Raw genomic sequence first — 14,492 nt, 5'->3', positions numbered from 1 at the left:
GTAATCCGCAGCCGTTGTCCGGCGCGCAGCAGGTACGGCGGACCGATGTGATTCCACTGCGCGAGCGTTCGAAAGTCCACCCCAACGTCCCAGGAAATGCTGTACAGGGTCTCGCCGCGCAGCACCGTGCGATAATCGGACGAACGCCGCTCAGGGCTGCGATCCACGTCCGGTGAAAGCTCTCCTCCCCCGGTGCAGGACCCAAGCAGGACGGCGAACAGCAGGACGCAAAGACCGGTGCTTGCCTTCCGATTCCCCATCTCCTGCGCCGGGCCTTACTGCTCACCCGAAACGAGGGGCACGAATCGAACGGCTTCAATCACCTCTTCTTCGAATCCGGTCTCGTCTGTGCGCGTGATCCGGTGCAGTTCCTGGCGCTCCCCCTCTCCGACGGGGATGATCAGGCTTCCGCCCACGGCCAGTTGTTCGCGCAAGGCGAGCGGAAGCTCGGGGGCCGCTGCGGTCGTCAGAATCGCATCAAAGGGGCCCTGCTCCGGCCAGCCAATACTGCCATCCGCCAGACGGTAGGAGATATTCCTGCAGCGAAGCCCCACCAGTCTCTTTTTGGCGCCGGTCAGGAGGGCCTGAATTCTTTCCACCGTATAGACCTTGCCACAAAGGGCCGAGAGAACCGCGGTCTGGTACCCGCAACCGGTGCCAATTTCCAAGACGCGTTCCAGCGGCCTGCCGTCGAGAATGAGGCTGCTCATCAGGGCTACGGTGGACGGCCGGGAAATCGTCTGCCCGTGGCCGATGGGCAAGGCATTGTCCTCATAGGCACGGGAAGCCAGGGCCTCGTCGACGAAGAGGTGTCGTGGCAGGGAAGACATCACCTCAAGCACGGGCTCTTTCACCAGGGGATGTTCCCGCAGCCGGGTGATCAGGCGCGCTCGCGTGCGCGAAGAAGTCATCCCGATACCTTGCATCTATGGCCTCACGCGGAAAAGTCTTGCTGTTTGAGCCAGTCGGCCACGCTTTCCAGCGCAGTATAACGCGTCAGGTCCACGTGCAGGGGCGTGATGGACACGCAGCTGTTTCGAACCGCGTGGAAATCCGTACCCGGCCCGGCGTCGGCCTCCCCGCCAGGCGGACCCACCCAATAAATGGTTTCGCCCCGCGGGTCCTGGTCCCGGACTACCGGTTCGGATTTGTGGCGGTGGCCCAGGCGGGTGCTCTCGAAACCCCGCAGTTGCTCGTAGGGAAGATCCGGAACGTTGATGTTCAAAATGGTATCCGCCGGAAGCGGACGCTCCACCAACCAGCCAAGCACTTGGCGCACCACCCGCGCGGCGGTAGTGAAGTGCCGACCCTCGTGTCCGACCAGGGATACGGCCATGGCCGGCAGACCGAGAAATCTCCCCTCCATGGCGGCGGCAACGGTCCCGGAGTAGATCACATCGTCACCCATGTTGGCGCCAAGATTGATGCCCGCGATAACCATGTCCGGTTCGGATTCCAGCAAACCGGTGATCGCGAGATGGACGCAGTCCGTGGGAGTGCCGTCGACGTAGTGAAAGCCGTTCTGCCCCTGCCTCAGCCGCAAAGGCTGGGTCAGCGTGAGCGAATTGCTGGCACCGCTTCGGTCACGATCGGGAGCGACCACATTCAGTTCGGCGACTTCACGCAGGCTGTCTGCCAGAACCGCAAGCCCCGGTGCAAGATAGCCATCGTCATTGGAAAGCAGGATGTGCACGAGCGGCAAAGATACAGAAAAAGCCGTGAACCCGCCAAATGTCTCGCCGCCAGCGGGGGCGCGACTTCAGTCGCGTTCAATCAGAACCACCGATTCAACCGCAATCCCTTGTTCGCGGCCGATGAAGCCGAGTTTTTCCGTCGTCGTGGCCTTGACGTTCACCATAGCCGGATCTACCTGCAGATCCGCGGCCAGATTGGCGCACATGGTCCCGATGTAGGGGGCAAGCCTTGGCGCCTGGGCAATGATGGTGGCGTCCAGATTGCCAACACGCCAGCCCTGCTGCCGCAGGAGTTCGCCTGTCTTGCGCAACAGAATGCGGCTTTCGATTCCGGCGTATTGCGGATCTGAATCCGGAAAATGGCGGCCGATATCTCCCTGTCCCGCGGCCCCGAAGAGCGCGTCACAGACGGCATGGATCAGGACGTCGGCATCCGAATGGCCGGCAAGCCCGAGCCTGTGGGGGATCTCCACGCCGCCCAGAACAAGCCGCCGTTCGGCCACCAGCGCGTGCACATCGTACCCGTGACCTACCCGAATCAACGACTGCTCTCCTTCTCCTGTTGCGCAAGATAATATTCTGCCAGAGCGAGATCCGTTGGCCAGGTAATCTTGATATTGTCCGTATTCCCGGCGATGCATAGCGGCCGAAACCCGGCGGACTCCATGGCGGACGCCTCGTCGGTAATCGCAAGACCGCGATCCATGGCCTGCCGCAGGGCCGTGCGCAGCGCTTCCATGGGAAACAGCTGTGGCGTCAGCGCCCGCCACAGGCGGTTGCGGTCCACGGTTTCCATAACGTGATTGTGCTCGTCACTCCGTTTGATCGTATCCACTATGGGGGCCGCCAGCAGGCCGCCTTCCTCAAGCCCCTCCGTCGCCATGATCAGCGCAGCAATGTCCGTATGGCGTACACACGGGCGCACGGCATCATGAACCAGGACGCGATCGCCCCGGCGGGCCTGGGGTGCGAGATGATCCAGGGCCTTGAGCACGGTCTGTGCCCGTTCCGCGCCGCCCTCGCAGCGATAAAGAGGTACAGGGAGATCAGCGACCTGCTGCTCAACCTGGTCCCAGTGGAGATCATCCGGCGACAGGCCGACGACGATACCGCGAAGGCCCGGGAAGCTGCCGAGACGAATGAGGGTATGGGTCAGGACCGGAAGACCGGCCAGGGGAAGGTACTGCTTGGGCACCGTGGTGCCCATACGGCTGCCGGAACCCGCCGCTGGGATCAGGACCCAGATTCCGGAATCACTTGCCAAGGAAGAACGCCGCCTCAGGCGACGGCTTTCTTGCTGGCCTGCTTGCAGACCCGGCCCACGATTTCATCATAGGCCTCTTCCGGTGCGATCGCTTTCACTGCGGCCAATTCGTAGGAGAGGTAGGTCGTCGCCGTTTCCAGGAGCATGGATTCCTCGAATGAAAGGCCACTATCGGCCTTCCACGAGAGCAGGTCTCGCACCACTTCGCCGAGCTCCAGGCTTGAGCTCCCGTTGATGCGGCGCTCCAGTTCCTTGCAGCGCTCGGTCCAGTTGCCGCCCGTGACGCGACGGGCGCATTTGGCTTCCAGGGTACGGTAGAGTTCTTTCAGTTTCCGGCTGGAGAGCAGGGGCCTGATTCCGCTTTTGTCGACATTGGTCTGGGGAACCTTGACGACCATGCCCGATTCGCGAATTCGGATGACGAAACAGGGATCGCACTGGCCGGCGATAAAGACGTCTTCAATGGCCTCGATGACGCCAACGCCTGCGGAAGGATAAAAGACCGAATCACCGATTGCGTACTTGGGTTTCCTGCTCATGAACCCTCCCCTCTCCTGGTACGTGATGTTTTGATAGAGCGCAGGATACAGCGGATAACTGTAAACTGGATTAAATTATGCCGATAACCCACGGAGTTGACAAGGGTTTCACATCCGGCCGCTTCACGCAATGCGTGCGGTACAATAGCGCGCTTTTTCTACCGGCTAACTGACCGTGTCAAAACCCCAGAAAAATCCTGCGGCTCCGATCTCGCCCCTGCGTCCGATGCTGCCCGCGCTCCCCGGCGCCGAGTTGCAGTGGAGCCGCCTGTACGGCAGCGCTCGCGGCCTCGCCATTGCCGAGGCGGCGCGTCAGCATGCCGGTCCGGTGCTGGTGGTGATGCCGGACGCCCGCACGAGCTACCAGATTCTGGAGGAAATCCGGTTCTACATTGCCGGCGCCGATCTGCCCCTGCTGGTCTTCCCGGATTGGGAAAGCCTGCCCTACGACGTCGTTTCGCCCCATCCGGACATTATTTCCCGCAGACTGCTTACCCTTCATCGCCTGCCCGAACTTCAGCACGGCATCGTCATTGCCACCGCATCAACCCTGATGCACAAACTGTGCCCGCCCGAGTATGTTTCCGGCTACAGCTTCCTGTTGCGGTCCGGGGACCGGCTGGATCCTGGCACGTTTCGCGAGCGCCTGGTTCGTTCCGGATATGCCGCGGTGAGCCAGGTCATGGAACCGGGAGAGTTTGCCATCCGCGGCGGTCTGATTGACCTGTTTCCCATGGGTGCCCAGCGGCCCTACCGGATCGATCTGTTCGGCGAAGAGATTGAGTCCCTGCGCAGCTTCGATCCCCGCTCCCAGCGCTCCCTGGAGACCCTGCAGGAAATCAGGCTTCTACCCGCCCGCGAATTCGCCTTCAACGAAGATGCGATCCGCCAGTTCCGCCAGGCCTTCCGTGCCCGTTTCGCGGGGGATCCGCAACGCATCTCCCTCTATCGGGATGTCAGCCAGGGGCTGATTCCGGCCGGTGCCGAATACTATCTGCCGCTGTTTCACGATCGGCTTGCCAGCATTTTTGATTTCCTGCCCGGGAACTCCCTGTGCGTTCTCGACCAGGACAGCCTTGGGTCGGCTTCCCGCTTCGCGACCGAGACCGAAGACCGCTACCAGCAGCTTGGCTCGGACGTGGAGCGGCCCATACTTCCGCCGGCGGATCTGTTTCTCGACCCACAGGAATTTGCCGACGGAATCGCCCGCTACTCGCGCATCGTGCACCTGCCGTTTCGGGACGACGAACGGTCCGGCCCCGCTACCACCGGCGATGTGGCCGTGTACCGAACCGACCCCCCGCCCCGGCTGCCGGTGGACCGGACCAGCGAACACCCCTATGAAGCGCTGTTTCACTACCTCGAGTCGGTTTCCGGCCGGGTGCTCGTAGTCGCTTCCAGCCCGGGCCGGAGGGAGACCCTGAAAACCCTGATGCACGACCACGGACTGTTTCCCGTCGATGTCACCGGGTGGGCTGCGTTTCGTGAGACAGACGACAGGCTTGCGATCACGGTTGCGGATATGGACCGGGGCATGGTGTTGCCGGAAGCGCCCGTCAGCGTAATTACCGAAACCCAGCTCTACGGCGAGCGCGCGGCCCAACGGCGTCGGCGCGAGGGAAGAGGAACCGAAACGGATAGCGTCATTCGCAGCCTGGAAGAGCTGCGCCCCGGCGACCCGGTTGTGCACGAGGAGTATGGCGTCGGACGCTATCGCGGCCTTTCGACCCTTGACGTCGGCGATGGACCAACCGAGTTTCTGACGGTGGAATACGCCGACGGTGACAAGGTGTACGTGCCCGTCGTCGCCCTGCACCTGATCAGTCGCTATACGGCGACCAATCCCGAACATGCACCACTGCACAAGCTGGGCTCCGATACCTGGGAGAAGGCCAAACGCCGCGCGCAGGAGAAGGCCTACGATGCAGCGGCCGAACTGCTGGAGATCCATGCCCTGCGCGCCGCGCGCACCGGTCATCGTTTCCCCGCCCCCGACGAGCAATTCGCCGCCTTTTCCGACGCCTTTCCGTTCGAGGAAACACCGGATCAGGAACGCGCGATCGACGACGTGGTCGCCGACATGAGTTCCCCGCGCGCCATGGACCGTCTCGTGTGCGGAGACGTGGGATTTGGCAAGACCGAGGTTGCCATGCGGGCTGCTTTCCTTGCCGTGCACGGGGCCACGCAGGTGGCGCTGCTGTCCCCAACCACTCTGCTGGCGCAACAGCACTTCCAGAATTTTTCCGACCGCTTTGCGGATCTTCCGGTGCGAATTGAACTCCTGTCACGATTCCGCACCAAGGCCGAGCAGCAGCAAACACTGGATCGGCTTGCCGATGGTCGGGTCGATATTGTGGTCGGGACCCACCGTCTTCTCCAGGACGATGTCCGGTTCCGCAATCTGGGCCTGGTGATTATCGACGAAGAACACCGCTTTGGCGTTCGTCAGAAGGAGCGCCTCAAGAAACTCCGGGCCGACGTGGACATCCTGACACTGACCGCGACGCCGATTCCGCGCACTCTCAACATGGCCATGGCAGAATTGCGCGACATCTCCATCATCGCCACTCCTCCCCAGGAACGCCTGTCCATCAAAACGGTTGTGCTGGAATGGAACGATGGACTCATCCGGGAGGCCTGTTTGCGGGAAATCCGGCGCGGCGGCCAGGTGTTTTTCCTGCACAACGAGGTGCGAACCATGGAGCGCGTTCTGCAGCGTCTCCATGATCTGGTTCCGGAGGCAAGCATCCAGATCGCCCACGGACAGATGCCGGAAAGCGAACTCGAACAGGTGATGCTGGATTTCTATCACCAACGCTTCAACGTTCTGCTTTGCAGCACCATCATCGAATCGGGTATCGACATTCCGACTGCAAATACCATCATCATCGAGCGCGCGGACAAGTTTGGTCTGGCGCAACTCCATCAGTTGCGCGGACGGGTGGGACGATCCCACCACCGCGCCTATGCCTACCTCATTTCCCCACCGCTTGCGGCTCTCAGCACCGATGCGCGCAAGCGCCTGCAGGCGATCGAGGCCCTGGAAGAACTGGGTGCCGGTTTCGCCCTCGCCTCCCACGATCTCGAAATCCGTGGGGCCGGCGAACTGCTGGGCGAATCGCAGAGTGGCGAGATCGATGAAGTTGGATTTGCCATGTACTCGGAGTTGCTCAACCGGGCGGTGCAGACCCTGCGCGAGGGAAAGACCCCGGATCTAACCGATACCGAGGTGTCCAGCGGGACCGAGATCAACCTGCATGTTCCGGCCCTGCTGCCTGAAGACTACATACCCGACATTCACATGCGCCTGGTTCTCTACAAGCGCATCAGCAATGCCCGTTCGCCCGAACAGCTCCTGCAACTGCGCGAGGAGTTTGTCGACCGCTTCGGCTTGCTGCCGAAGCCGGCCACCCTGTTGTACGAGATCGCCGAACTGCGGCTTGGTGCAACTGCCCTGGGTATACGCAAGATCGATATCGGTCCCCGCGGCGCACGGATCGATTTCGCCAAATCGGCACCCGTCGATCCGGGCAGTTTGATCAACCTGTTGCAATCGGTCCCGGGCAGGTATCGACTGGAAGGGCCGCAACGACTGCGTATCAGTGCCGAACTGCCCGATGCAGTCAGCCGCCTGGAGGCCATCCGCGAGGTGCTGGCATCCCTGAAACTGGCGGACGGCTGACTCAGAGCTCCGGAAAGAGGTCACATTCGTGCTGCACGACCCGCGCATGGAAATCCGCCGCCAAACGCTCGATTGGGTTGCCGTCGGGGTCGCGGCCGCGATAACGGATCGAGCTGTATCGTGGCACAAGGCCGCGCATTCCGGGCACGCTCAAACAACCCTCCCACCCCAGTTCGGTCTCCTCCCCGAGCGGTTCAATGGTCGGATTGATCAGCACAGTTGTCGGAACCGGCTCTGCATCCGGATACCGGGGATTCGCCTCAACGCCGAAAATCACGACCCGCAGCGAAACGCCGATCTGGGGCGCCGCCAGGCCCGCCCCATCCATTGCATGCATGGTATCGAACATGTCCTGGACAAGATCACGCAGGGAATCGGTGCCGAATTCACGCACCGTTTCCGCTTCTTCAAACAGAAGCGGGTTTCCCATTTTCAGCACCGGTCGGACGGACATCGCGGGTGATTCCCGATTCGTAACAAATGTCATTTCTACTATAATGGGCGTGCTACCGGAACACTACGGACGACAAACGTGAATCGACTGCCGATATTCTTCCTCTTCCTTGGCCTGGCTACGACGGGCATCGCGGCGCCGCAGGACTCCAACCCGAGTGTATACGAGGTCGAGGTCGCGGTGATCCAGAACAATCTCCCCGACCTGGAGGGCGGCGAACTGTGGTCCCAGGACCGCGTGGACACCAATATCGCAGACCTGGACAAGGCGGTTCTGATCAACAACGTTCCGAATCCCGACAGCGATCTTTCCAGGGCACTGGAGAATCTGGATGCAGATTCCGGTTACCGTGTACTCTTCCACAAGCGGTGGGTGGAGGAAGCCAAGCCCGAAGGGAATGCAGAGCTGATTCGCATCAACAGCAATGACGGCCAGCTGAACGGAACCCTGAAGTTCTATCTCAGCCGCTTCCTGCACCTCGATGTGAATCTCCTGATGCAGGAGGGTGACCCGACGACAATGGTGCAGGCTGATGGGATCCCGGGTGCACTCCTGTATCGTATAAGCCAGGAGCGTCGCATCCATTCGGGAGACGTCCAGTACTTCGACCATCCGAAGTTTGGTGCCCTGATCGCGGTCACACCTGTATTGAGCAACAAACGGTAGGCGTCAATCGTCTTCACCGATACCGGCGGCGATGCATGCCGGTATCACGGCCTGCAACAATGCGCGCACCCGGTTCATTCCCTCTTTGAGATTGTCGTTGATTTCCTGCAGGTTGATCGGCCTGGCACTTTTCCCGGCGGCCGGATTCGCCACCAGCGCCAGGGTTGCGTAGCAGATCTCCAGTTCGCGCGCGAGTGCGGCCTCGGGCATTCCGGTCATCCCAACGATACTCGCACCATCGCGCTCCATACGCGCGATTTCGGCAGCGGTTTCGAATCGTGGCCCCTGTGTCGCGCCGTACGTTCCACCGAACACGACGTCGTGCCCGGCCGCCACCGCCGCCTCGTAAAGCGACTGGCGCAGCGCTTCGCAATAGGGAAAGCTGAAGTCAATGTGAAAGACCTTCTTGTCGGCGCCGGTGAAGTAGGTATTGGGCCGGCCGTAGGTATAGTCGATGATCTGGTCTGGCAGTACCAGAGTCCCCGGCTCCCGGTAGCCGGCTCCGATCCCGCCGACCGCGGCAATCGCGATCACGCGACGGATTCCCGCATCTCGCAGCGCCCAAAGATTGGCGCGATAGTTCACCTCATGGGGCGGTATCGTATGCCGAGGACCGTGGCGCGGCAGAAAGGCAACCTCGTGCCCGCCGAGCATCCCATACACCATCGGTGCCGAGGGTTCGCCATACGGAGTGCGCATCACGACCTTGCGCGTGATCTCCAGGTTCTTCAGCCTGGTCAGCCCGCTTCCGCCGATGATTGCAATATCAACCATTATTTCTTTTCCGCGTAGATACCCGGCGCGTTTCGCAGGTAACCCTTGTAGTCCATGCCACACCCGAACACGTAGCGGTTTGGCACGTTCAGTCCGCTGATGTCCGGTCGAATGCTTGTTTCGCGTTCGCGGTCCTTGGTCACCAGTACAGCCGTGACAATCTCCCGTGCCTGCATACTCTTGTAATGCTCCACCAGCGCCTCAAGGGTGGTCCCTTCATCGAAGATGTCGTCGATCAACACAACCGTGCGACCCTTCGGATCCACATGCGGCCCGGCAATCCAGCTCAGGCCGCCGCCGGTCAGGGCCCCGCCATAGCGGGTGGCGTGGATGTAATCCGTGACCAGGGGGAAATCCAGTTTCGTCAACAGTTTGCCGAAGGGAACGGTCCCGCCATTGAGCACGCACACACAGATGGGATTCCGGTCGGCGACGCGACTGCTGATCTGATCGGCCATGGACTGGATGGCCCGTTCGACCGCCTCATCGGAATGCAGACAATCGGCATCCCGCAGAACCGACCAGGCTTCACCTGCCGTGATCTCTTGCATGGACCGGCGACGTTCCCCTAGTCCAGCGGTAACTGCCGCAGGTATTGTCGAAAGGAATCGGCCAGCTCGCGATGCTTCAGGCCGTATTCCACCGTCGCTTCGAGGTAGCCGAGCTTGCTGCCGCAATCGTACCTTTTCCCTTGAAATTCATAGGCATACACCGACTCTTCCACCATCAGGGCGGCGATGGCATCGGTCAACTGGATCTCCCCGCCGGCACCGGGCCGGGTATCCTCGAGATGGTGGAAGATTCGCGGCGTGAGAATGTAGCGCCCGACCACGCCCAGCGTGGATGGTGCTTCTTCCGGACTGGGCTTTTCGACGATGGCCTTCACCTTTCCGAGTCGCTCCGAAACCGGTTCGACACTGACGATACCGTACTGGTTGACCTGCTCTGCCGGCACATCCTGGACCGCCAGCACACTGCCGCCACATTGCTCGTATACGTCCACCATCTGCTTCAGGCAGGGATTGTCCCCGCTGTCGATCAGGTCATCCGCCAGGATCACTGCGAATGGATCATTGCCGACAACGCTCTTCGCCATCAGCACTGCGTGGCCCAGGCCCTTGGGCATGGGCTGTCGGATGAAGACCGCGTTCACATTGTCCGGAAGAATATTCTGAAGCGAACGCAAAAGCGCGTCCTTTTCCTTCTGTTGCAACTCCATCTCGAGCTCATAGGACACATCGAAATGGTCGGCGATCGCCCGCTTCCCGCGGCCAGTGACGAATACCAGCAATTCCACCCCCGCCGCGATTGCTTCTTCAGCGGCGTACTGGATCAGCGGCTTGTCCACCACGGGCAGCATTTCCTTGGGGCTGGCCTTGGTCGCCGGCAGAAAGCGGGTCCCGAGGCCACCTACCGGAAAGACTGCCTTCTTTATTTTCCCAACATCCGACACGGATCTGCTCCTGAACGATTTGTGTTTCGCTACGCCATGTTGCCATGGCGGGAAATGATTTGCACAAGCGTTCCCCGCCGCTCCCGGTAAGGACTCTGAACGATGCTGACCCGGTCTGCCCGTTCCGGACCCGGGGAAAATCGGCAACCAACACCGGCAGATCCCCCGCGCGTCCCCATGACTATGCCCGTTCCTTCAGGGTCGCGCGCTGGTCGAGATAGTCCTGATAAGCAAGTCGGATCCCTTCGCGCAGGGAGATGTTCGACGTCCAGCCGCTGGCCGAAAGCTTGGTCAAATCCAGAAGCTTTTGCGGGGTACCATCCGGTTTCGTGCCATCCCAGGCGAATTCGCCTTCATAGCCTACGACCGCGGCCACCAGCGTCGCCAATTCGCGGATCGTGATGTCCTTGCCCGCGCCGATATTGATCAAGGGAGGCTCGCCTTCCCAGGACCGCTCCGATTGCCGGTTCGTGCCCTGGAGCGAAGGGTTAAGCAGGTCGGCAAACGCCGCATCGTCGAGTGACATCAGGTACACCGCTGCATCGGCGAAATCTTCGCTATAGAGAAATTCCCTTCGCGCCGCCCCCGTGCCCCACAATGGCACCCGGGGGGTTTCCCCGGCCCCATGGGGCGGAATGCCCAACACGTCCTTCATCTCATCCGGAATTTCACCATAGCGGGCTTCATCCCGGGCAATGGCATCCCAGTCCTGTTCTTGCGCGAGTTTGCCCAGATGGACCTTCCGGATCAGGGCCGGGATGACATGGGACTTCTCCAGGTCATAGTTGTCTCCCGGGCCAAAGAGATTCGTCGGCATGACGGCGAGGTACTGCGTGCCGTACTGCCGGTTGAAGGACCAGCACATTTCGATACCGGCGATCTTGGCCACGGCATAGGGGCGATTGGTTGGCTCCAGAGGCCCGGTCAACAGGTAGCTCTCCCGGATCGGTTGTGGGCAATCCCGCGGGTAGATACAGGACGAACCGAGAAAGAGCAGGCGCCGAACGCCGGTCTTTCGTGCGGCCTCGATGACGTTATTCTGGATTTGCAGATTGCGATAGATGAAATCGGCCGGGTACGTGGCATTGGCCATGATTCCGCCTACCTTTGCCGCCGCGAGAAAGACGTAGTCCGGTTTCTCCTGCTCAAAGAAACCGCGAACATCGCCCTGCTCCGTCAAGTCGAGTTCCGAGTGGCTGCGGGTCAGCAGATTGGCGTACCCTCGCTCGCGAAGCGCGCGCACCAGGGCAGAGCCCACCAAGCCCCGGTGACCGGCGATATAGATTCTGGCTTCCGTCTCCATTGCTACTCGTTGTAGTCGTACGCCGCAAATCCGTGGCGTTTCACAAGCTCATCACGCTCCGCCGACTTCAGATCGGCCAGCACCATCTCCTCAACCAGTTCCTTGAAGGAGGTGCGGGGCTCCCAACCCAGATTCTGTTTCGCCTTGGACGGGTCGCCCAACAGTGTCTCCACTTCCGTGGGCCGGAAGTAACGCTTGTCCACCCGCACGATCGTGTCTCCGGGGCGCAACTCCCGAAAAACATGTTTGCTGATCTCGGCCTTGTCGATATCCCGGACCGTGCCGACCTCGTCAACCCCCGAGCCACTCCATTCAATGGCGATGCCAAGCCGATCGGCCGCAAAATTGACAAACTCCCGTACGCTGAATTGCTGGCCGGTCGCAATAACAAAATCTTCCGGCTGATCCTGCTGCAGCATCAGCCATTGCATTTCCACAGAGTCTCTTGCATGCCCCCAGTCGCGTTTCGCATCCAGGTTCCCGAGATAAAGGCAGTCCTGCAGCCCAAGACGGATGCGTGCAAGGGCGCGGGTGATCTTGCGCGTTACGAATGTCTCTCCGCGAACCGGAGACTCATGGTTGAACAGAATGCCGTTGCACGCGTACATCCCGTATGCCTCGCGGTAGTTCACCGTAATCCAGTAGGCATACAACTTCGCCACGGCATAGGGTGATCGGGGATAGAAAGGCGTCTGCTCCGTTTGAGGTGTCTCCTGCACCTTGCCATACAACTCCGATGTGGAGGCCTGGTAGAAGCGGCATTTCTTCTCCAAACCGAGAATTCGAATTGCCTCCAGCAGGCGAAGAGTGCCCAGCGCATCCGCATCCGCGCTGTACTCCGGTTCCTCGAATGAGACCTGCACGTGGCGTTGTGCGGCCAGGTTATAGATTTCATCCGGCTGCACCTGCTGGATTATCCGGATGATGCTGCTGGAGTCGGTCATATCCCCATAGTGCAGGGCAAACCGGCGATCGGCTACGTGGGGGTCCTGATACAAATGGTCAATGCGATCGGTGTTGAACAGGGATGTCCGGCGTTTGATTCCGTGGACCTCGTAGCCCTTCTCAAGCAGAAATTCCGCCAGATAGGCGCCGTCCTGCCCCGTGATACCTGTTATCAGTGCCTTTTTCATGGTGCGTTCAAACCCAGTCCGAGTATCTTCAAAAAAACCGGAAGCTCTTCGCGGTTCCCGCTTGCGCGAAAAGTCCCGGCCCTGTTCTAGGATCCCTGATCGTCCCCCTGGTGTCGATTGTAGCGATCGTCGAAGCGCTCAATATCATCCTCTCCCAGGTAACCACCGGACTGCACCTCGACGATCTCCAGCGGAATTTTGCCGGGATTCTCCAGCCGGTGCTTCATACCCACGGGTATGTACGTCGACTCATTTTCCGTCAACAGGAGCTCTTCCTCGCCCCGGGTCACCCTGGCCGTCCCGCGCACAACGACCCAGTGCTCTGCCCGATGCTGATGGCTCTGCAGGGACAGGGCCGCGCCGGGCTTGACCGACAGGCGCTTGACCTGAAAGCGCTCACCGATGTCCACCCCTTCGTAGGATCCCCACGGGCGATACACACGCCGGTGAAAGCGGTACTCTGGTCGCTCCGATTGTTTCAGGCTCGCGACAATGTGCTTCACATCCTGGGCCCGTTCCTTGTGACAGACCAGCACCGCGTCCGGCGTTTCCACTACGACCAGGTCCTCTACTCCTACCGTGGCAACCATCCGGTGGCGCGCCATCACCAGGCTGTTTCGTGTGTCATGAACCAGGGTATCGCCCGACAGGGCATTGCCGGCCCGGTCGCGTTGCGACACCTCCCAGAGCACGGACCATGCGCCAATATCCGACCAACCGGCATCGAGAGGCAGCACTACCGCGCGATCGGTCTTTTCCATCACTGCATAGTCAATGGATTCTGACGGAATCGCAGCAAATTCCTCCAAGGGCAGACGGAAAAAATCCAGGTCGTGGGTCCCGGCCGCATACGCGATCTGTGATGCATCAAGAATATCCTTTCGATACTTGCCCAGTTCCTCGACCCAGACCGAGGCCTTCAGCATGAACATCCCGCTGTTCCAGAGGTAGTCGCCACTCTCCAGATATTCTGTCGCGGTGTCGGGATCAGGCTTTTCGACAAATGCCGATACCGCATGGTCGTCTCCCACGCGGATGTATCCGTAGCCTGTAGCTGCGGAGCTCGGTACGATTCCGAAGGTGACGAGTTTTCCTTCGTCGGCAAAGCGAGCACCTTCAGCGACCAGGGAATGGAATGCCTCGCGATCAGGGATGACATGGTCGGCGGGCATCACCAGGAGTACCGGATCACCCCGGTTCATCATTGCATCCAGCGCGACCAGTGTAAGCGCCGGCGCCGTGTTGCGCCCGACCGGTTCCAGCAGTATGCGACCGGGTGCCACACCCACTTCACGCAACTGTTCCGCGACCAGAAATCGATGTTCCTCGTTGCAGACGACTTCGGGGCTGGAGACATGATCGAAATCCGCCAGGCGAAGAACCGTGTCCTGCAACAGCGATTGATCTCCCGACAGGGACAGAAGCTGTTTCGGGTAGTACTCCCGCGAGAGCGGCCAAAGACGCGTACCGGATCCACCGGCCAGGATGACAGGGACAATATCGCCAGATGTGTTCTCAGTGTCGCTCAAG

General features: G+C 60.6%; 15 protein-coding genes. 2 read left to right on the top strand and 13 right to left on the bottom strand.

Features of this window, described 5'->3' with window-relative positions; all coding sequences use genetic code 11:
* The 6 genes from P8X48_00815 to P8X48_00790 all read right to left on the bottom strand — a co-directional run.
* On the bottom strand, nt 1–260 hold a 260-nt coding region (locus tag P8X48_00815; protein ID MEJ2105854.1), incomplete at its 3' end, for a LysM domain-containing protein.
* A gap of 15 nt (nt 261–275) precedes the next feature.
* A complete protein-coding gene (locus tag P8X48_00810) occupies nt 276–926 on the bottom strand; it encodes a protein-L-isoaspartate(D-aspartate) O-methyltransferase (protein ID MEJ2105853.1) in 651 nt (216 codons plus the stop codon).
* Nucleotides 927–934: 8 nt separating this feature from the next.
* Nucleotides 935–1,693: a 5'/3'-nucleotidase SurE gene (surE, locus tag P8X48_00805; protein ID MEJ2105852.1), complete on the bottom strand. Its 759-nt coding sequence runs from the start codon at nt 1,691–1,693 to the stop codon at nt 935–937.
* A 66-nt stretch (nt 1,694–1,759) separates the two neighbouring features.
* On the bottom strand, nt 1,760–2,236 hold the full coding sequence (gene ispF, locus P8X48_00800; GenBank protein ID MEJ2105851.1) for a 2-C-methyl-D-erythritol 2,4-cyclodiphosphate synthase: 477 nt from the start codon (nt 2,234–2,236) through the stop codon (nt 1,760–1,762).
* On the bottom strand, nt 2,233–2,958 hold the full coding sequence (gene ispD, locus P8X48_00795; GenBank protein MEJ2105850.1) for a 2-C-methyl-D-erythritol 4-phosphate cytidylyltransferase: 726 nt from the start codon (nt 2,956–2,958) through the stop codon (nt 2,233–2,235). The genes ispF and ispD overlap by 4 nt, the downstream gene beginning before the upstream one ends.
* Nucleotides 2,959–2,972: 14 nt before the next feature.
* Complete coding sequence (locus P8X48_00790) at nt 2,973–3,497, bottom strand: CarD family transcriptional regulator (protein ID MEJ2105849.1); 525 nt, start codon at nt 3,495–3,497, stop codon at nt 2,973–2,975.
* A 175-nt stretch (nt 3,498–3,672) separates the two neighbouring features.
* Between P8X48_00790 and mfd the strand changes: the two genes are divergently transcribed.
* The gene (gene mfd, locus P8X48_00785; GenBank protein ID MEJ2105848.1) at nt 3,673–7,179 is read left to right on the top strand and encodes a transcription-repair coupling factor; all 3,507 of its coding nucleotides are present in this window, start codon (nt 3,673–3,675) and stop codon (nt 7,177–7,179) included.
* 1 nt (nt 7,180) lies between these two features.
* Here mfd and P8X48_00780 read toward each other — a convergent pair whose 3' ends face one another.
* Nucleotides 7,181–7,633, bottom strand: coding sequence for a peptide deformylase (locus P8X48_00780; GenBank protein ID MEJ2105847.1), 453 nt, complete (start codon nt 7,631–7,633; stop codon nt 7,181–7,183).
* 78 nt (nt 7,634–7,711) lie between these two features.
* Between P8X48_00780 and P8X48_00775 the strand changes: the two genes are divergently transcribed.
* Nucleotides 7,712–8,299 carry a CsiV family protein gene (locus tag P8X48_00775; GenBank protein ID MEJ2105846.1) on the top strand — a complete coding sequence of 196 codons (588 nt, stop codon included), beginning with the start codon at nt 7,712–7,714 and terminating at the stop codon, nt 8,297–8,299.
* 3 nt (nt 8,300–8,302) lie between these two features.
* Here the strand turns inward: P8X48_00775 and P8X48_00770 are convergent, their stop codons facing one another.
* The 6 genes from P8X48_00770 to P8X48_00745 all read right to left on the bottom strand — a co-directional run bounded on the left by P8X48_00770 (nt 8,303) and on the right by P8X48_00745 (nt 14,491).
* Entirely contained in the window at nt 8,303–9,073 is a 771-nt protein-coding gene (locus P8X48_00770; GenBank protein ID MEJ2105845.1) for an S-methyl-5'-thioinosine phosphorylase, read from the bottom strand.
* Nucleotides 9,073–9,624, bottom strand: a complete 552-nt coding sequence (locus P8X48_00765; protein ID MEJ2105844.1) for a hypoxanthine-guanine phosphoribosyltransferase — start codon at nt 9,622–9,624, stop codon at nt 9,073–9,075. The genes P8X48_00770 and P8X48_00765 overlap by 1 nt, the downstream gene beginning before the upstream one ends.
* Nucleotides 9,625–9,641: 17 nt before the next feature.
* A complete protein-coding gene (gene galU / locus P8X48_00760; protein ID MEJ2105843.1) occupies nt 9,642–10,526 on the bottom strand; it encodes a UTP--glucose-1-phosphate uridylyltransferase GalU in 885 nt (294 codons plus the stop codon).
* A gap of 181 nt (nt 10,527–10,707) precedes the next feature.
* On the bottom strand, nt 10,708–11,829 hold the full coding sequence (locus P8X48_00755) for a GDP-L-fucose synthase (protein MEJ2105842.1): 1,122 nt from the start codon (nt 11,827–11,829) through the stop codon (nt 10,708–10,710).
* Nucleotides 11,830–11,831: 2 nt separating this feature from the next.
* Nucleotides 11,832–12,962 carry a GDP-mannose 4,6-dehydratase gene (gene gmd, locus P8X48_00750; protein ID MEJ2105841.1) on the bottom strand — a complete coding sequence of 377 codons (1,131 nt, stop codon included), beginning with the start codon at nt 12,960–12,962 and terminating at the stop codon, nt 11,832–11,834.
* A gap of 86 nt (nt 12,963–13,048) precedes the next feature.
* A complete protein-coding gene (locus tag P8X48_00745) occupies nt 13,049–14,491 on the bottom strand; it encodes a mannose-1-phosphate guanylyltransferase/mannose-6-phosphate isomerase (GenBank protein ID MEJ2105840.1) in 1,443 nt (480 codons plus the stop codon).
* Nucleotide 14,492: the final 1 nt, after the last annotated feature.

This window comes from Acidiferrobacteraceae bacterium (assembly GCA_037388825.1).
Lineage (GTDB): Bacteria > Pseudomonadota > Gammaproteobacteria > Acidiferrobacterales > JAJDNE01 > JARRJV01.
This window is presented reverse-complemented; position numbering and strand designations above follow the sequence as displayed.